Genomic DNA, 17,638 nt, shown 5'->3' on the forward strand with positions numbered 1-17,638 from the left:
GATCAGGAGCGTTCACGGATCATCGTGATGGCTCCGCTGGGGCACTCGGCGGCGCAGAGACCGCAGCCTTTGCAGAAGTCCAGGTCGATCTCGTACCCGTTGCCGGGGCCGAGCTTGATGACGGCGTTGTCGGGGCAGACGCCGAAGCAGTTGTCGCACTCCAGGCAGTTGCCGCAGGACATGCACCGGCGGGCCTCGAACAGCGCGTTCTCCGCGGTCAGCCCGCCGGTCACCTCGTCGAAGGTCGTGATCCTCCGAGCGAGATCCAGCTGTGGCCGGAGCGTCGCCGGCGCATCCGCGTAGTACCAGGTGTTGAGGCGGTCGTACGACGCGGGTTCCGGCCGGTCCGGGTGTTCGTAGACCGCTCCGCTCAGCCAGGCGTCGATGTTCCGCGCGGCCTGCTTGCCGTGCCCGACGGCGACCGTGACGGTGCGCTCGCCCGGAACCATGTCGCCGCCGGCGAACAGCCCGGCCCGGCCGGTCATCATCCGCCCGTCGACCTGCACCACCCCGTCGGCAACCGCCACGTCCGGCAGGTCCCGCACCAGCGCGAGATCCGCTTGCTGCCCGAGCGCGAGCACCAGCGAGTCGGCGTCGAGGTCCTCGAACTCGCCGGTGGGTTGCGGGAACCCGGTCTCGTCGAGCCGCATCTTCTCGATCCGGATCCGGTCGGTTCCGGCATACACCACGGTCGACAGCCATCGCATCCGGACGCCCTCGTCGGCTGCTTCACGGACCTCGATGTCGTGGGCCGGCATCCGTTCCCTGGTACGGCGATAGACCACGACCGCGTCCGCCGCGCCGAGCCGCCGAGCGGTCCGCGCGACATCCATCGCGGTGTTGCCGCCGCCGTACACCGCGACCCGGCGCCCGAGCAGCGGCTGCTCGCCCTTCTCCAGGCCGGCGAGCAGCGACACCGCGTCGATGATCCGCGCCGAGTCACCGGCCGGGATGTCCGCGCGGCGGCCGACGTGCGCGCCGACCGCGAGAAACACCGCGTCGAACTCGGCGAGTGCGTCGTCCAGGGACGTCACCGGTGTCTCGAGTTCCAGCCGCACGCCGAGACCGGCGATGCGCTGGATCTCGGCCTCGACCACATCCCGCGGCAGCCGGTACGACGGGATGCCGTACCGCATCATCCCGCCGGCCCGCGGCGCGTCGTCCCGCACCGTCACCCGATGCCCGCGGAGCGCCAGGTGGTACGCCGCCGACAGTCCGGACGGACCGGCGCCGACGATCAGTACGCTCTTGCCGCTCGGCGCGGCCTCGACGGCGACCGACCAGCCTTGTTCGATCGCCTCGTCGCCGAGGAAGCGCTCCACCGAGTTGATCCCGACCGGCTGGTCCAGGGTCGCGCGGTTACAGGCGGTCTCGCAGGGCCGGTAGCAGACCCGGCCCATGATCGCCGGGAACGGATTGTCGGCCATGATCTGCCGCCAGGCCGCCTCGTAGTCGCCTTCCTCGGCTCGCGCGAGCCACTCCTGGACGTTCTCGCCCGCCGGGCACGCGTCGTTGCACGGCGGCATCCGGTCCAGGTAGACGGGCCGCTCGGTCCGCCACGAACCGGTCTTGTTCGCGCGGCTGGAACCTACGTCAAGAGTGATCGCGTACGGACGCTTACTTGCCTCGGGCATCTACTCCACCACCAATCCGAAGCTGCGGATGTTGCGATCTGCCTCTGCCTGGAGTCTGCTGACCACGTCCGCGGCAGGCGTCTCGCCGAAGCGGCCTTGCAGGCTCAGGTAGTCGGCGACCGGACGCGGACGGCGGATCGGCGTCACCTCCGTCACCTCGCCGTCGATCGCCTCGAAGACCGGGAAGAACCCGCTCTCCACGGCCATCCGGGCCACGGAGACGGTCTTGTCCGAGGCGGTCCGCCAGCCCAGCGGGCACGGCACCAGGACGTGCAGGTACCGCGCGCCGTGGAACTCCATCGCCCGGGCCGCCTTGTACTCCAGGTCGCGTAGGTCTGCGACGGTCGCGGTGGCGACGTACGGGATCCGGTGCGCCATCGCGATCAACGGCAGGTTCTTACCCTGCCCGAACGAGTTCCCGGCCGGGGTCGTGGTCGTCACCGCACCGTGCGGTGTCGCGCCGGACCGCTGGACGCCGGTGTTCATATAGCCACCGTTGTCGTAGCAGACGTACAGCACGTCGTCGTTGCGCTCGAACATCCCGGACAGGCACGCCAGGCCGATGTCGACGGTGCCACCGTCGCCGCCCTGGCCGACCACCCGAACGTCCGTCCGGCCCTTCGCCTTCAGCGCCGCGGCGACCCCGGTGGCGACGGCCGGAGCGTTGCCGAACAACGAGTGCAGCCACGGCACCCGCCACGACGATTCCGGGAACGGTGTCGAGAACACCTCGAGGCAGCCGGTCGCGTTCACCGTGACCGCACGGTTGCCGGTGGCACGCATCACGGCATCCAGCACGTAGCGGGCACCGAGCGCCTCGCCGCAGCCCTGACACGCACGATGACCCGTCGTCAGCGAGTTCGTCCGGCCGGCGTCGGACTGCACGGTCCGCTGCTCCGGTTTCAGCAGCCGGTTGCCGACCGCGAAGCTGCCGGTCTGGTAGAACTTGATCCGTTGTCCTGACATGACTAGGTCAGCTCCCTCTCGACGACGTCGCGCTTGAGGTCCAGGAAGGTCAGCGGCTCCAGCTGATCCGCTCCGGTCAGCAGCTCGCGAAGCGCCGCCCTGGTGATCGGGCGACCGCCCAGGCCGGCGATCACCGTCGAGATCCGCGCGGCCGGAACGCTCCCGCGGACGTCCGCGGTGACGATCCCACCCATCCCGGTCCCGAGGGCTCGCTCCAGCACGATCACGTGGCGCGCGTCCCGGAGCGCGGCCCGCACGGCGTCGTACGGGAACGGCCGGAACGTCGTCAGCCCGAGTACGCCGACGCGCACACCGCCGGAGCGCAGCTCGTCGACGGTGTCCTTCAGCGTGCCCAGCACCGAGCCGAGCGCGATCACCACGATCTCCGCGTCCTGGCAGCCGTACGGCCGAACGAGTCCGCCCGAGGTGCGGGCGAACTCACGGGCGAAATCGCCGGCCACCCGGGGGATCACTTCGAGCGCCTTCAGGTGTTTCGCGTGGGCCAGGTAGCGGACCTCCGTGAAGGCGTCCGGGCCGACCATCGCGCCGATGGTGATCGGTGCGTCCGGATCGAGCAGCTGCCGCGGCCGGTACGACGGCAGGAACGCGTCGACCTGTTCCTGGGACGGTACGTCGATGCCCTCGACCGCATGGGTCAGGACGAATCCGTCCATGCACACCATCACCGGCAGCGACAGCTCCTCGGCGATCCGGAACGCCTGCACGTGCAGGTCGGCCGCCTCCTGGTTGCTCTCCGCGTACAGCTGGATCCAGCCCGAGTCACGCTGCGACAGCGAATCGCTCTGGTCGTTCCAGATGTTGATCGGGGCACCGATCGCGCGGTTGGCGACCGTCATCACGATCGGCAGGCCGAGCCCCGAGGCGTTGTACAACGCTTCGGCCATGTACAGCAGGCCCTGACTGGCGGTCGCCGTGTACGCCCGGGCGCCGGCTGCCGAGGCGCCGATCGCGACCGACATCGCGCCGAACTCCGACTCCACGTTCACGAACTCGCACGGTGCCAGGGTGCCGGCGGCGACCAGCACGCTGAGTGCCTCGACGATGTGGGTCTGCGGCGAGATCGGGTACGCGCACACTACCTCGGGCCGGCAGCGCGCGACCGTCCGCGCGACCGCGCGTGAGCCTTCAATCTGTGCGCGCACGAGCGGTCTCCTCGAGGGCCAGGCCGTACGCCGAGCGCGCTGCGGTGATGTTGCCGACGGCAACCGCACCGGAGAACCGCTCGCGGATCGCCGCCAGCACCGAGTCGAGCCTCACCTGCCCGGTGAAGGCCGCGAAGGCACCCAGCAGCACAGCACCCGGCAGCGGGCGGCCGAGGTGTGTCAAGGCAAGCTCCGTCGCCGGGACGGTCAGCACCCGGGCACTGGGGTCCAGTCCCAACTCCGCCGGCGTCCGCGCGGAGTTGACGAGGAGATACCCGTCCGCCGCGAGCCCGGTCAAGACGCCGGGAAGACGAAGCAGCGTGGCGTCCTGGACGATCAGCGCGTTCGGTGCCGCGATCGGATCGTGAGAGCGGATCGGGTGATCGCCGATCCGGCAGAACCCGACCACCGGCGCGCCAGTCCGCTCCGATCCGAACGTCGGGAACGCCTGCGCGTGCCTGCCCTCGGCGAACGCCGCGACCGACAGCAGTTCGGTCGTCGTCACGACGCCCTGACCGCCGCGGCCGTGGAACCGGATCTCGAACATCGGTGTCACCCGTACTGTGGTTCGGGGACCGAGCTGCCGCGGTCCTGGATCGTCACCTCGGCTGCCACGCCCGGCCGGACCTCGACGACGTACAGACTGCCGGTCTGGCCGTCCTTGGCCCACTCGAGCGTCATCGGGTGCCGGAAGTGTTCGTCGGCGACGACCGACCACCGGGCGAGTTCTTGAAGCTCCTCGTCGGTGAGTACGAGGCCGGCGCGTTCGGCCGGTGTCGTCGGCACCGTGCGGGTACCGCGCGGGTCGGCGTACACGGTCTTCGTCAGCTTGGCGCCACGGTGCCGCACGACCAGCGGGCGGGCACCGGGATGGACCGAGTACAGGTCCGAGTCAGCGTGCGAACCGATCCCCCACGACGCGCGGACGCGGACGAAAGTGCTCTCGCCGCGCGCCGTACCGGACCCGCCGAGGCCGGAGCGCACCATCGGCTGGACGACCACCGGCATCGCGACCCGGAGCTGGTCCACTCCCAGCGCCTCACGGTTGCCGACCGCAACGGTTCCGTACAGCGAGGCGAAGCACCGCCGGCAGGCAGCCAGCACGTCCTGCACGGTCGTCAGGTGCAGGAACACCTCGTCCTGGACACCCTCGGCCGCCGTCCGCGGGCTGCACCGGACGGCGACGTCCGTGCCGTCGCCGCCCAGCTCCGCGTACGCGGCGACGATCTCGTCCACCACCACCGGCGGCAGCCACGCGTCGCGGAACGCGGTCCGGATCTCGGCCGCGGCCACCACCAGGTCACGCCCGGCCCGGAACCTCCGGATCGCCTGCGCGATCACGGGCCCCAGCCGGGAGTCGACGATGAACTCGCGGTACGCCGAGGCGGTGACGGCGAAACCCGCCGGGACACGGACTCCCTGCTGCGCCAGCTCCGCCAGCCAGGCAACCTTCAGGCCGACCCGCGCCGGATCGAGCGCTGCCTTGGCCTCGTCCGGGTCCACGTCGTCGTTCAGCCGCACAACGTACTCGCCGCTCATGTCTCCTCCTGCTTACAGCGCGGCGGCGACGAGCTCGGTCAGGTCGACCAGGCGGCTCGTGTAGCCCCACTCGTTGTCGTACCAGCCGAACACCTTGACCAGATGGTTCTGGACCTGGGTCAGCGACGCGTCGAAAATGCACGACGCCGGGTCGCCGATGATGTCGCGGGACACGATCGGATCGGTCGTGTACCGCAGGATCCCCTTCAGCGGGCCGGCGGCCGCGTCCGCGAACGCCTCGTTCACGATCTCGGCCGTGACGGCCTCGTGCAGCTGCACCGACAGATCGGTGAGCGATCCGTCCTCGATCGGAACCCGCACCGCGACGCCGTCGATCCGCCCGGCCAGCTCCGGAATCACCAGACCGATCGCGCGGGCCGCTCCGGTACTGGTCGGGATCACGTTGGCCGCGCCGGACCGGCCCCGCCGGATGTCCTTGTGCGGCGAGTCCAGCAGCACCTGATCGTTGGTGTAACTGTGGATCGTCGTCATCAGCCCGTGCTCGATCCCGAACGCGCTGTGCAGCACCGACACCATCGGCGCCACGCAGTTCGTCGTACACGAAGCGTTCGAGATGACGTCATGGGCCACCGGGTCGTAGTCGTCGTCGTTCACGCCGAGGACGACGGTCGCGTCCACGTCCTTTCCCGGCACCGACAGGATCACCTTGCGGGCCCCGGCGGCCAGATGCGCGCCGGCCGCCTCCCGAGTGCGGAACTTACCGGTCGACTCGATCACGATCTCGGCTCCGACAGCGCTCCAGTCGAGCTTCGCCGGGTCACGCTCCGCGGTCGCGCGGATCATCCTTCCGGCCACCTTGATCGCGTTCGGCGTGTACTCGACCGATTCCTTCAACGGCCCGTACGTCGAGTCGTACCGGAGCAGGTGCGCGAGCGTCGCCGGCGACGCGACATCGTTGATCGCCACCACCTCGATGTCACCTGCTCCTCGTTCGAGCAGGCAGCGCAGATAGTCCCGCCCGATCCGCCCGAACCCGTTGATCCCCACTCGCACACTCATGATCGATCCCTCTGCTCGCCGGCTTCCGTCGTACTCATTCCACCGGTGGCATCGGTGGTGCTTGCAGGGCCGAAGGTCCCTGGTCCGGCGGGCAGAAGCGGTTCGTGGAGTTCGGTCGTCCCCGGGTCGTCACCGCCCAGGTCCAGGCGGAACGGCGGGTACTGATCGACCATCAGACCCGCGTACGCCGCGACGCGCAGCGCCCAGCGGTTCATCCCGAGGACCAGGTCGAACACCGGCCGCGGGTACCGCCCGGTGAACAGCAGCACCACCGCCGCCACCACGACCAGCAGTCCGACGAGCCCGCCGCTCCAGCCCCACGCGCGATCGTCGGCCCGCGAGGCGTACGACGTGCCGGCGCCGACGAAGAAGCCGACCACGAGGTAGTGCGGGATCGCCAGCAACCACCACTTCACCAGCACCAGCCCGCGGGACAGGTGTTCCGGGTACTTCACCTCGAGATGCGCCGGGTACGAGGGCACGTCCCGCAGCGTGAACGGCGGGTACCTGTCCGTCCCCAGCGCGCCGTACGCATAGAACTGCACCCGCCACCACCACCGCAGGACCCCGACGTTGAAGTCGAAGATCCGCCGTGGATAGTGCCCGGTGAACAGAATCGCGAAGAACGCCACCACACTCAGTACCGCGAACGCGATCCACAGCAGGAACAGCACCAGCAGGTGCGGGATCGCCAGCAACCACTTGACCAGCCACAACCACCGGCTCAGCGGTTCCTCGAGTGTTCCGTCCACCCGAACCGGGTACGCCACCACACTCATCACGCCCTCCCGACACTCGTCCGTCCCAGCCAGCGTCGAACGGCCCGGGCCGCCGGAGCAGAGGCGAAGGTCCTGGTCGCGCCAGGGCACGGTCAGTCGGGGATCAGGACCTCCGCGATGGGGCGGCGCGGCGTCGGCGGTACGGGTGGGCCGTACCCGAACCGGATCACCGCCTGTGGACGCTGCCACGGTTCGAGCGGATCGCTGATCTGCGGACGGAGCTCCTCGTGCTCGACCGCCTGGTTCAGCAACGACGTCGCGACCCCGCGCGCGGTGGCTTCGAGCAGGACGTGCTCCAGCGCCTGCCCGGCGCGGAGCCACTCGATCGGGCCGTCGTACCGGGTCGCCAGCACCGCCAACTGCGGCTCCCGCTCGAAGTCGGCCACCGGTCGCGCCTCGTCGGCCACCGTCGCGGCGAGCTCACGGACGACCGGATTGCCGCCCGCGACTCGCGAACCGAGCGCGCTGGACGGCACCCCGTCGGACGCCCGATCGCCGCCGACCCACTGCCGGCGCTCAGCCGTCCGGGCCTCGTCGTCATCGTCCGCGGCCGCTGCCTCGTTCGTCGCGATCCGGGTCCACCACTGCCGGGACTTGGTGTCGAGCCATTGCAGGACGGCGCCTTCGACGCGCGCGCACAGGTCGAGCTCCACCCGGACCTGACCAGGTAGCCGCTCGGCCGCGAACGGTTCCCGGTTCGTCCGTCGCTGCGACAGGTACGGGGCGAGCCCGGCCATCGATTCGCTCGGCGGCCCGCCCAGTTCGACGACGGCGACCAGGTCCGGCCGTTGCTGATCGACCAGATGGCGTACTTCCGATCCGGACCCGCGGGCGGCCGCCGCGACCCGAAGGTTGAAGATCGCCGCCCCGAGCGACACGAACAGCATCCGCCGGGACGGATCCTCGGCCGGCAACTCCCGCGTCCGGTCCCGGTACACCTCGACCGTCTCCCCCACGAACCGGAACCGCCACGGTTGCGTGTTGTGCATCGACGGCGCCAGCACCGCCGCCCGCAGAAGCGCGTCTCTGTCCATCACCGTCTCCCTCGACTGGATGGTTCGAGCGAACGCCCGTCCATACTCCGCTCGTAGGGCCGAAAGACCCGTCCACGGTGTGACTGCCGTGATCCGCGCGACAGCCGGGGCGTCCTTGGGGAGGAGTGCCGGAGCAGCATGGACTTTCGGCCCTGCTGGGGAGCCGGCGGCGCACCGATGCTTGAAGTGCGGAAGGGAGCAAACATGTCCAAGCCGTCGACCGGAAGCCCAGCAACCGAGGCACGCCGGATGCCGCCGTCCTCCACCGGATGGTTCGTCTGGATGACCGGCTTGTGGATCGCATTCTTCGTGCTGATGCACAACGGCCGGCTGGACGGCCTCGCGTCCTGGATCCGTGATCTGCCGATCGTGGCCGAGATCCTCGTCTGGATCGTCTTCTTCCCACAGGTACTGGCCACCGCGGTCTGGACCAGTGGGTGGTCCGAAGGCCTCCGGGTCACGCTGGTCGTGCTGTTCGCCGCGGGCTGGACCCTGGTGTCGCTCCCGCGGCCGAAGACCACCGGCCGGAGGTGAGTGCGGTGCGCCTGCGTGGTCGCGATGTCGTCGCCCTGATCCTGCTCGGCTCCGTTCTCGCCACCTACTCCGGCTACCTCGGGTACGGCGAGATCGCGATGATCCACACCGCCCGCGCGATGGCGTCCGTCGGCCTGATACTCGGCGGGATCGCCTTCGTGGTGATTCGCGGCGGGCACCGCCCAGGGCGGCTGGGACGCGCCGAAGGCGGAGCAGCAGTGGTTGCCGTCGTGCTGTACGCCGTGACGGTCGGACTCGCCGAGACGAGCGCGGCCGAACTGCTGCTCGCGGCGTTCCTGCTCTGCCTGATCCTCGTGTTCGCCCTCGACCTGCTCGACAGCAGCGGCACGCGGCACGAGCTGGAGTTGCACCGATGACCGTTCAGCAGTCCGCGCCGCGCGGCCTCTCCACGAGCCAGGCCGCGGTCGCACTCACCGAACACGGGCCGAACACGAATCCCGCGCCCCGTCCGCCCTCGCCGTGGCGGCGCGTCCTCCTGCAGTTGCGGGATCCGATGATCCTGCTGCTCGTCGGAGCCGCCGTCCTGACCGCGAGTCTGCACGACTTCACCGATCTGACCGTGATCCTGGTCGTCGTCGTCCTCAACACGACCGTCGGCGTGGCACAGGAGATCCGCGCGGAGCACGCGCTCACCGCGCTGAACCGCTTGGCGGCGCCACAGGCCACCGTACGCCGCGACGGCCGCGCCACCGTCGTACCGGCGGCCGAGGTCGTGCCGGACGACGTGGTGCTGCTGCAAGCGGGTGACATCGTGCCCGCCGATCTGCGGTTGTTCGACGCGGTCCGGTTGCAGGCCGACGAATCCGCGCTCACCGGCGAGTCCGTTCCGGTCGAGAAGCAGACGCCGGACGAGCTCTACGCCGGGACGATCGTGACGCGGGGCCGCGGCTCCGCCGTCGTCACCCGCACCGGCCCGAACAGCGCGCTCGGCAAGATCGCGGCGCTGCTGTCCGGTCAGCGCCCGCGCGCCACGCCGTTGCAGCGCCGGCTGACCGGGCTCAGCCGGGTGCTGAGCATCGCGGCGGTCGTCCTGTCCGCGATCGTCGCCGCCGCCGGCCTGATCCGCGGGCTGCCGCTGCCGAACATGATCGTCACCGCCGTCAGCCTCACGGTCGCCGCCGTACCCGAGTCGCTGCCCGCGGTCGTCACCCTCGCCCTCGCGATCGGCGCGCACCGGATGGCACAGCGCGCCGCGCTGGTCCGCGCGCTGCCGGCCGTCGAGACCCTCGGCGCGGTCACCGTCGTCGCCACCGACAAGACCGGCACCCTGACCGAAGGCATCATGCGGGCCGAGCAGCTCTGGACCGAAGCCGGATCGCTGTCGGCGAGCGGCCCGGGCTACGACCCCGCCGGTCACCTCGCGCCGACTCTGCCGGCGTCCGTCGAGCGGCTGGACAGCGCCTCGCCCGCCGTCCGGCGGCTGCTCCGTGATGTTGCCCTGTGCAACGATGCCGGCCTGCGGCCGCCGACTGCCGACGACCCGGTCTGGCGGCCGATCGGTGACCCGACCGAGGCCGCCCTGCTCACCCTGGCGCACCGCGGCGCCGTCGCGCCCGAAGAGCTCCGGGCCGCGTACCCACGGACGCACGAGCTGCCCTTCGACAGCACCCGCAAACGGATGACCAGCTTCCACGAACAACCCGGCCGGGACGACCTGCTCGTGATCGGGAAGGGCGCGCCCGAAGTGATGCTCACGTCCGTCGTCACGCCGGACGGCGACGTCGATCGGGCGCAGGCGGTCGCCGCCGAACTGTCGGCGGCCGGGTACCGCGTCCTCGCCGTCGCCGACAAGCTGCTCGCGCCCGGTACGCCCCGTACCGAGGACGGCCTGCGCCTGGCCGGTCTGGTCGCGATCACCGACCCCGTACGGCCCAACGCCGCCGAGGTCGTCGCCACGTTCGGCCGCGCCGGTATCGACCTGCTCCTGATCACCGGCGACGCGCCCGGCACCGCACTCGCCGTAGCGAACCGGATCGGCGTCCACGACGGCGGCGTCGTCACCGGCGCCGACCTCGACGCCGGCCAGGACCCGGCCACCGGCCGCGTCTTCGCCCGCATCCGCCCGGAACAGAAGCTCGGCATCGTCCGCGCGTGGCAAGCGGCCGGGCACGTCGTCGCGATGACCGGCGACGGCGTCAACGACGCGCCCGCGCTCCGGCGCGCCGACATCGGCGTGGCGATGGGCAAAGGCGGGACCGAGGTCGCCCGCCAGGCCGCCGACCTGGTCCTTACCAACGACGACCTCGGCACGGTGGAAGCCGCGATCGAAGAAGGCCGGCGGATCTACGCCAACATCCGCACCTTCCTCCGCTACGCGCTGAGCGGCGGCCTCGCCGAGATCCTGGTGATGCTGATCGGGCCGTTGCTGGGTTTCGCCGTCCCACTGCTGCCCGGCCAGATCCTCTGGATCAACATGCTCACCCACGGCCTGCCCGGCGTCGCCATCGGCGCCGAACCCGCCGATCCCCGGACGATGCGGCAGCCACCCCGTTCACCCCAGGAACAGATCCTCGGTGCGGGCCTTTGGCAACGAATCGCCGGAACCGGAACCCTGATCACCGCCGTGACCCTGACCGCCGCCCTCTGGGCCCGAAGCACCGGCGCCGCCTGGCAGCCGATGACCTATCTCGTTCTCGGGCTGGCCCAGCTCGGGGTCGCGCTGGCACTGCGCCGGCCGAGTCCACCCGGTGGCCGACGGCTGCGCTTCCTCGATCTCGCCATCGCCGGAGCGCTCGTCGCCCAGCTGCTGCCGCTGGCGTTCGGCCCGTTGCGGAACCTGCTCGACCTGCAACCAGTAACCGGCACCGAGGCCGGGTACGCGCTGGTCCTCGCCTCGGTGCCGGGTCTGGTCACCGCACTCGGCCGGTTCAGCCGGCGCGGTACAGCGAGCCGCCGCCGGACACGGCGATCGCGGTGACCTTGCCGCCCACATTCAGCGAGACGACGAACGTCGTGCCGGACCAGCGGGTGCTGTAGGTGACTCCTCCGGTCGCGCGGACCGGTACGACGAACGACAGGATCGACGCGCTCTTGCCGGACCTGGCCATCATGACCGTCGGTGCGGACTTGCGGACGTAGCTGGTCGGGTACGTCCAGCCCTGGATCGGACTGCTCTGCCCCTGTTTCACCAACGTCGCACCGGCCGGCAACGCCTGCTTGAACGGCACCTGGAAGAGCACCGTCCGTGTGCTGTCGCCAGGGGCCATCGCGGTCGCGGTCGTTCGGGAGTACACCGTCGCGCGCTGATCCGCCGGAAGGTGCCACAGCGTCTGGAACGCCTGCGCGGTTCTTGCCGAGGCGGTGTCCCAGGTGACGATCAGGTCGGGGTCCTTCAGCACCAGCACACGCCGTACCCGGCTGATCCCCGTTCCCGGTACGTCACTGAACTGGTACGACTCCGCGTTCGCCTTCACCGCGTACGCGGTCAGTTTCGTCACCGGATTCAGATCGGTCGACATCGGCGTCGTCAGCATGCTCTGGGCGCTCGGGCTCACGGTCCAGGCCCGCCAGGCACCGGCGTTGTACGCGGCGTACCCACCGTTGATGATGATGTCCCGCCCGCGGGCGGTGTACGTGATGCCGGTGTGGTCGCTGTGCCCGTGGAACGCCCGCGCCGACCCGAACCTGATGCTGTACGCCGACTCGTCCCCGAACCCCCGCGCCGGGTCGGTCCCCCATCCCGTACGGCCGAACACGTAGCCGTTCGAGTAGACGCCGACGCGCCACGGCGGGACCGTACCTCGGCTGCCGAGCGACCCGGCGTACTCCATCGGCGTGCCCGCGTACGGGTAGGTCGCCTGCAGTTCGGTGTCACCGATCTGCGGCAGCTTGCCCAGCGAGTTCGTTGCCAGCGTCAACCACTTGGCCAGCAGATCCCGGCGCGCCGAGATGGTCGTCCCGGGATCGACACCGCCGTTCCGCAGCACCGTGATCGCACGGCCCCAGAGCGAGTAGTTGAAGGCGGCGTACCCGGCCGACTGTTCGTTCGTCGAGCCTTGCGCGTCGATCGACGTGGTGATCCCGGCGGCCAGCCGCTGCACCGCGAGGTTCTTGTAGTCGGCGCGGTTGAGTGTCACGCCCACGCCGAACAGCGCGATGCTCTCGTCGGTGCCGTGGTTCCACGCGCCGCTCCAGTAGTTCGTCAGGAACCGCGCATGGCTGAGCAGCGCCGTGTCGAGCCAGGCGTACCGCGTCGGCAGCGTGGTGACCTGCAGCCCGGACAGGATCGCCTGGCGCAGGCAAATCAGGACATTGGTCCGGTGCATGGTGGACTCCCAGGCGCCGACGTTCGCCTTCCACGAGTACGGGTTGTCGCGGTACCAGTCGTATGCGATCGTGTTCACCCGGGTCAACGCGGTCAGATCACCCTTGCCGGCGGCAATGATCCCCTGTCCCAGCCAGCGCAGCGAGTGGAACCACATATACCAGCTCGCGTTCTTGTACGGATTCAGTGACCAGTTGATGTTCCCGCCACCGTTGCCGACCCGGTACGGCGCGTACGGCGCCCAGGTGAACTTGTCGGCGTACAGGTTCGCCAGCGGGTTCTGGGCGTCCAGCCCGCTGAACCCCGGGCACGCGTAGAACGGTGCGGCCGCGGTCCGCAGCCTGACCTTGCCGATGTCGGTCGCCGGCGCGGCCGTCGCGGGAACGACGTTGCTCGCGCCGGGCACGAACTGCGCGTCACCCGGGCCGGCCGGTGCGGGCGCGATCGCGATGCCCGGTGTGGACACCGGAGTTGCGCCGGCCGCGGTTCCCGCCCCCAGCACCAGCCCGGCGATCCCCAGGACCGCCCCTGCCGTTCGGTTGAACCTCATCAGTCTTCCCCTCCCCCACCGCCGCCGGACGGCCGCGGTTCAATCGAGGGTCAGACTGATCAGCGGCGCTCTCCAGAGCCCAAAGTCCTCACCGGACCAGGCCGGTTAGCGATGGGCGCGCTCCTCGCGGCCGTCCGGCTGTGAGCCAGGGTCATCCGGTCCACCACGGCCGGGAACTTCTGCCCTGCCCGGCGGCCGGGATCCGGCGTGTGCTGGTACTGCGAGAAGGGAAACGGCCATGAGTGAGATCGAGAAGGCCCGCATCCAGCGCGACGCCCGCCGTACTTCCGCGGGCCGCCGGGCCACCGGTTCGTCCGGCCCGGCCCAGGCGGTGATCCGCCACCTCGGTGTCGAGCTGTACCGAGAGCGGCACCGCACCGAGCAGCCGCCGAGCGAACCCGGGCCCGGAGAGGCCCGCGAGGACCACGGGAACCCTGATGCATGAGCGCAAGCCCGACGACCTCCCGTGGTGGAGCGGCCTGGTACGCGTCGCGATCCTTGTCGTCGGGCTGGCCGTGGTCGGCATCTTCGCCGCCCTGACCGTCGTCCGCCTGCTCAACCCGTAGAGGAGCATCCGATGACCGTTCTGATCACCTACGCGACCAAGATGGGCGCGACCGCGAGCATCGCCGCGGCCATCGGCGTCGAGCTCCGCGCCGCCGGATTCACGGTCGACGTGCACGAACTCGGCGCGGTCCAGGCCGTCACGCCGTACGACGCCGTCATCCTCGGCAGTGCGATCTATCAAGGTCGCTGGCTGCCCGAGGCGGTCCGGTTCCTCCGGAGGCACGAGCGTCAGCTCCGTACCCGGCGGGTGTGGCTGTTCCACTCCGGTCCGATTGGAACGGGCAGCCGGCCGGACCAGCCCGTACCGGCCGATGTGGCCCGGCTGGCCCGCGAGATCGGCGCTCCCCCGGTCAAGACCTTCGCCGGCGACCTGCAGCCCGACGCGGTCCTGCATCACGCGGACCTCGAACGCCTCGTCGGCGACTCCAGGGACTGGCAGGACGTCCGCGCCTGGTCTCACCACATCGCCACCGCCCTCGAGACGCCCCCGGCCGACTGACCACGCCGCCGCTCGTCACCGCGTGTCGCTTCCGGCCGAACTGGAAGCCACCGCGACCCGCCCGGCCGTGAGCCGGGCGATCGGAATCCGGAACGGGGAGCACGAAACGTAGTCGAGTCCGGCCGCGGCGAAGAACTCGATCGACGCCGGGTCGCCGCCGTGCTCACCGCAGACGCCGACGACCAGACCGGGGTTGGCGTCGCGTCCCTCGGCGACCGCGAGCCGGACCAGCCGCCCCACGCCCTCGACGTCCAGCGACTCGAACGGCGAGACCTCGAAGATCCCGGCGTCGAGATAGCGCGGGAAGATCGACGCTTCGACGTCGTCCCGGCTGAACGCCCAGGTCAGCTGGGTCAGATCGTTGGTGCCGAACGAGAAGAAGTCCGCGTGCCGGGCGATCCGGCCGGCACCCAGCGCCGCCCTTGGTACTTCGATCATCGCCCCGACGCGAGTCGGGATCTGGCAACCGGTCCGGCTCCGCACTTCGGCCAGGACGGCCTCGATCTCCTGCCGTACGAGACGCAGCTCCGCGTCGCCCGCGATCAACGGGACCATGATTTCCGGCCGCACCGTCGTACCTTCCGCCGCGACGATCGCCGTCGCCTCCGCGATCGCCCTGGTCTGCATGGCGAACAATCCCGGAACGGCGATCCCCAGCCGTACGCCTCGCAGCCCTAGCATCGGGTTGCTCTCGTGCAGCCGCCGGACCGCGGCCAGCAGACCTTCCGCCTCCAGATCGGGAGCGGTGGTGGCCCGGCCGACGGCCGCCCGGACGGACAGGTCGGTGAGGTCCGGCAGGAACTCGTGCAACGGCGGATCGATCAGCCGCACCGTGACCGGCAAGCCGCCCATCGAGCGGAAGATCTCGATGAAGTCCGCGCGCTGCAGCTGCAGCAGGTCGTCGAGGACGGACTGCTGCTCGGTCGCCGTCCCGGCAAGGACCAGCCGCTCGACCAGCTTCCGCCGCGCACCGAGGAACATGTGCTCGGTCCGGCACAACCCGATGCCTTCGGCACCGAACCGGCGGGCCCGGGCGGAGTCCGCGGGGGTGTCCGCGTTCGCGTGCACGCCGAGCTTGCGGCAGGAGTCCGCGTGCCGCAGCAGCCGGTCGACCGCGCGGACCAGGTCGTCGGCCGCGGCGAGTTCGAGCCGGCCCTCGAAGTACTCGACGATCGGTGACGGTACGACCGGAACCTCGCCCCGGTGCACGACACCCGTCGTACCGTCCAGTGAGAGTAGGTCGCCTTCCTCGATCACCACGTTCTCCGCGGTGACGGCCCGGCGTGCCAGCGGGTCCACCGCCAGGCTTTCCACACCGCAGACACAAGCCTTGCCGAGACCGCGGGCCACGACCGCGGCGTGCGACGTCTTCCCACCGCGGGTGGTCAGGATGCCGCCCGCTGCCAGCATGCCCGGCAGGTCGTCGGGGTTGGTCTCGCGGCGGACCAGCACCACCTGCCGGCCGGCGGCGGCGAACCGTTTCGCCGCCGCCGAGTCGAACGCCGCGACGCCGACCGCGGCACCCGGCGAGGCGCCGACGCCACGGGCCAGCGCCGGTACGCCGTGCCCGGCGCGGAAGCGCGGAAACATCAACTGGCCGAGCTGACCGCCGGTGACGCGCAGCAGCGCCTCATCCAGGGTGATCAGGCCCTCGTCGACCAGTTGGACGGCGATCCGGAACGCCGCTTCGGCGGTACGTTTGCCGACCCGCGTCTGGAGGATCCACAACCGGCCACGTTCGACGGTGAACTCGATGTCGCACAGGTCGCGATAGTGCTGCTCCAACGTGGACATCGCGGCCATCAGGCCGGCGTGGCTGACCGGATCGATCGTGGCCAGCTCGGCCAGTGGGACCGTGTTGCGGACCCCGGCGACCACGTCCTCGCCCTGCGCGTCCTGAAGGTAGTCACCGTAGCTACCAGGCGCGCCCGAGGCGGGATCCCGGGTGAACGCGACCCCCGTTCCGCTGTCCGCGCCACGATTGCCGAAGACCATCGCCATCACGTTGACGGCGGTGCCGAGGTCGCCGGGAATGTGCTCCTGGCGCCGGTACAGCTGGGCGCGCGGAGTCGACCACGACCGAAAGACGGCGCGGACCGCCAGGTCCAGCTGTTCGCGCGGGTCCTGCGGAAACGGCCGACCGGCATGGCCGGCGATCGCCCGCTGCAGTTCCGCGCAGGCCCGTTCGATGGCAGCGGCGGGCAGTTCCTCCGGGGTTCCGGCACCCCACTCGGCGTACTCCGCGGACACCGCGGTCCGGAGCACCTCGTCCGGGACGTCGAGAACCGTGCGCGCGTACATCTGCAGCAACCGCCGGTACGAGTCCCAGGCGAAATGCTCGTCACCCGAGCGCTTCGCAAGCCCGTGCACCGACTCGTCGGTCAGCCCGATGTCGAGGATCGTCTCCATCATCCCGGGCATCGAGAACTTGGCGCCGGAGCGTACCGAGATCAGCAGCGGGTCGGCCGGATCGCCCAACCGCCGGCACATCACCTCTTCCAGCCGGGCCAGGTGCGCCGAGATCTCCGTACTCACCCCGGCCGGCAGATCGCCGGTCTCCAGGTACGCCCGGCAGGCCGTGGTGGCGATCGTGAATCCCGGCGGAACCGGCAACCCGAGCCGGGTCATCTCCGCGAGGTTGGCGCCCTTTCCCCCCAGCAGATCCTGCTCGTCCATGCTGCCTTCGGCGAAGTCGAACACGAAGCGGCCGGTCGGCAATGTCGTCATCAGTCGCACCTCCGCCTCCCAGCCTCACGAGCCCGCCCGGCCACCAACAGGGCCGGAAGTCCCACCCACACCGGGCCCACCACCAACTGGCCCCAATCGGACGACGGGACCGCAGCCGGTCACGTCACCTGATGCGCATACCAGAGATGGCGCGGGCGATTACCAGGCGCTGGCGCCACCCCTTGTGCAGCGACAGTAGGTCCAGTGCTCGGGTGACCTAGAGCCCGTCGCTGCCGGTGGTTCCTGGGTGATGCGAACAGGCAAAACTGGTGATAACCGGCTTCGATTTGCAGGCTCAGCCGCGGCTCCGTCACCCGGTGAAGTCTATCTGGAAGGGGTCG

At 70.4% G+C, this 17,638-nt stretch carries 16 protein-coding genes; 6 read left to right on the forward strand and 10 right to left on the reverse strand.

Translation table 11 applies throughout. The features are described 5' to 3' along the window. Window positions 1-2: 2 nt before the first annotated feature. The 8 genes from HDA44_RS09160 to HDA44_RS09195 all read right to left on the reverse strand — a co-directional run bounded on the left by HDA44_RS09160 (window position 3) and on the right by HDA44_RS09195 (window position 8,135). On the reverse strand, window positions 3-1,634 hold the full coding sequence (locus HDA44_RS09160; RefSeq protein WP_184832929.1) for an NAD(P)-binding protein: 1,632 nt from the start codon (window positions 1,632-1,634) through the stop codon (window positions 3-5). Beyond that, window positions 1,635-2,600: a thiamine pyrophosphate-dependent enzyme gene (locus tag HDA44_RS09165; protein WP_184832930.1), complete on the reverse strand. Its 966-nt coding sequence runs from the start codon at window positions 2,598-2,600 to the stop codon at window positions 1,635-1,637. 2 nt (window positions 2,601-2,602) lie between these two features. Beyond that, window positions 2,603-3,763: a transketolase C-terminal domain-containing protein gene (locus HDA44_RS09170; RefSeq protein ID WP_184832931.1), complete on the reverse strand. Its 1,161-nt coding sequence runs from the start codon at window positions 3,761-3,763 to the stop codon at window positions 2,603-2,605. Continuing rightward, the gene (locus HDA44_RS09175) at window positions 3,747-4,310 is read right to left on the reverse strand and encodes a 2-oxoacid:acceptor oxidoreductase family protein (RefSeq protein ID WP_184832932.1); all 564 of its coding nucleotides are present in this window, start codon (window positions 4,308-4,310) and stop codon (window positions 3,747-3,749) included. Before HDA44_RS09175 ends, HDA44_RS09170 begins: the two co-directional genes overlap by 17 nt. A 5-nt stretch (window positions 4,311-4,315) precedes the next feature. Beyond that, window positions 4,316-5,302 (reverse strand): PEP/pyruvate-binding domain-containing protein, encoded by a 987-nt coding sequence (locus HDA44_RS09180; RefSeq protein WP_184832933.1) that lies wholly within the window; start codon window positions 5,300-5,302, stop codon window positions 4,316-4,318. Between the two features lie 12 nt (window positions 5,303-5,314). Then, the gene (gene gap / locus HDA44_RS09185) at window positions 5,315-6,322 is read right to left on the reverse strand and encodes a type I glyceraldehyde-3-phosphate dehydrogenase (RefSeq protein ID WP_184832934.1); all 1,008 of its coding nucleotides are present in this window, start codon (window positions 6,320-6,322) and stop codon (window positions 5,315-5,317) included. Next, the gene (locus tag HDA44_RS09190; protein WP_184832935.1) at window positions 6,319-7,101 is read right to left on the reverse strand and encodes a DUF4389 domain-containing protein; all 783 of its coding nucleotides are present in this window, start codon (window positions 7,099-7,101) and stop codon (window positions 6,319-6,321) included. The genes gap and HDA44_RS09190 overlap by 4 nt, the downstream gene beginning before the upstream one ends. 92 nt (window positions 7,102-7,193) lie before the next feature. After that, window positions 7,194-8,135, reverse strand: a complete 942-nt coding sequence (locus HDA44_RS09195) for an Acg family FMN-binding oxidoreductase (RefSeq protein WP_184832937.1) — start codon at window positions 8,133-8,135, stop codon at window positions 7,194-7,196. Between the two features lie 204 nt (window positions 8,136-8,339). Here HDA44_RS09195 and HDA44_RS09200 point away from each other — a divergent pair, with 204 nt between their 5' ends. From HDA44_RS09200 to HDA44_RS09210, 3 genes are read left to right on the forward strand one after another with little or no spacing between them, the layout of a single operon-like run. After that, window positions 8,340-8,669, forward strand: a complete 330-nt coding sequence (locus HDA44_RS09200; protein ID WP_184832938.1) for a hypothetical protein — start codon at window positions 8,340-8,342, stop codon at window positions 8,667-8,669. Between the two features lie 5 nt (window positions 8,670-8,674). Further along, window positions 8,675-9,046: a hypothetical protein gene (locus tag HDA44_RS09205; RefSeq protein WP_184832941.1), complete on the forward strand. Its 372-nt coding sequence runs from the start codon at window positions 8,675-8,677 to the stop codon at window positions 9,044-9,046. Beyond that, window positions 9,043-11,607, forward strand: coding sequence for a cation-translocating P-type ATPase (locus HDA44_RS09210; RefSeq protein ID WP_184832943.1), 2,565 nt, complete (start codon window positions 9,043-9,045; stop codon window positions 11,605-11,607). Before HDA44_RS09205 ends, HDA44_RS09210 begins: the two co-directional genes overlap by 4 nt. On the opposite strand, the gene HDA44_RS09215 is transcribed toward HDA44_RS09210, so the two are convergent. Then, complete coding sequence (locus HDA44_RS09215) at window positions 11,558-13,504, reverse strand: heparinase II/III domain-containing protein (RefSeq protein WP_184832945.1); 1,947 nt, start codon at window positions 13,502-13,504, stop codon at window positions 11,558-11,560. The genes HDA44_RS09210 and HDA44_RS09215 overlap by 50 nt on opposite strands. Before the next feature lie 238 nt (window positions 13,505-13,742). Here HDA44_RS09215 and HDA44_RS09220 point away from each other — a divergent pair, with 238 nt between their 5' ends. The 3 genes from HDA44_RS09220 to HDA44_RS09225 are packed head-to-tail and all read left to right on the forward strand — an operon-like array spanning window position 13,743 to window position 14,570. Then, complete coding sequence (locus HDA44_RS09220) at window positions 13,743-13,949, forward strand: hypothetical protein (protein WP_184832947.1); 207 nt, start codon at window positions 13,743-13,745, stop codon at window positions 13,947-13,949. After that, a complete protein-coding gene (locus HDA44_RS37955) occupies window positions 13,942-14,070 on the forward strand; it encodes a hypothetical protein (protein WP_272956408.1) in 129 nt (42 codons plus the stop codon). Before HDA44_RS09220 ends, HDA44_RS37955 begins: the two co-directional genes overlap by 8 nt. An 11-nt stretch (window positions 14,071-14,081) precedes the next feature. Beyond that, window positions 14,082-14,570 carry a flavodoxin domain-containing protein gene (locus tag HDA44_RS09225; protein WP_184832948.1) on the forward strand — a complete coding sequence of 163 codons (489 nt, stop codon included), beginning with the start codon at window positions 14,082-14,084 and terminating at the stop codon, window positions 14,568-14,570. A 15-nt stretch (window positions 14,571-14,585) separates the two neighbouring features. Here HDA44_RS09225 and ppdK read toward each other — a convergent pair whose 3' ends face one another. Continuing rightward, window positions 14,586-17,297: a pyruvate, phosphate dikinase gene (gene ppdK / locus HDA44_RS09230; protein WP_184832949.1), complete on the reverse strand. Its 2,712-nt coding sequence runs from the start codon at window positions 17,295-17,297 to the stop codon at window positions 14,586-14,588. Between the last annotated feature and the right edge of the window lie 341 nt (window positions 17,298-17,638).

It is taken from the genome of Kribbella solani (assembly GCF_014205295.1).
In the GTDB taxonomy this organism is placed as follows: Bacteria; Actinomycetota; Actinomycetes; order Propionibacteriales; family Kribbellaceae; genus Kribbella; species Kribbella solani.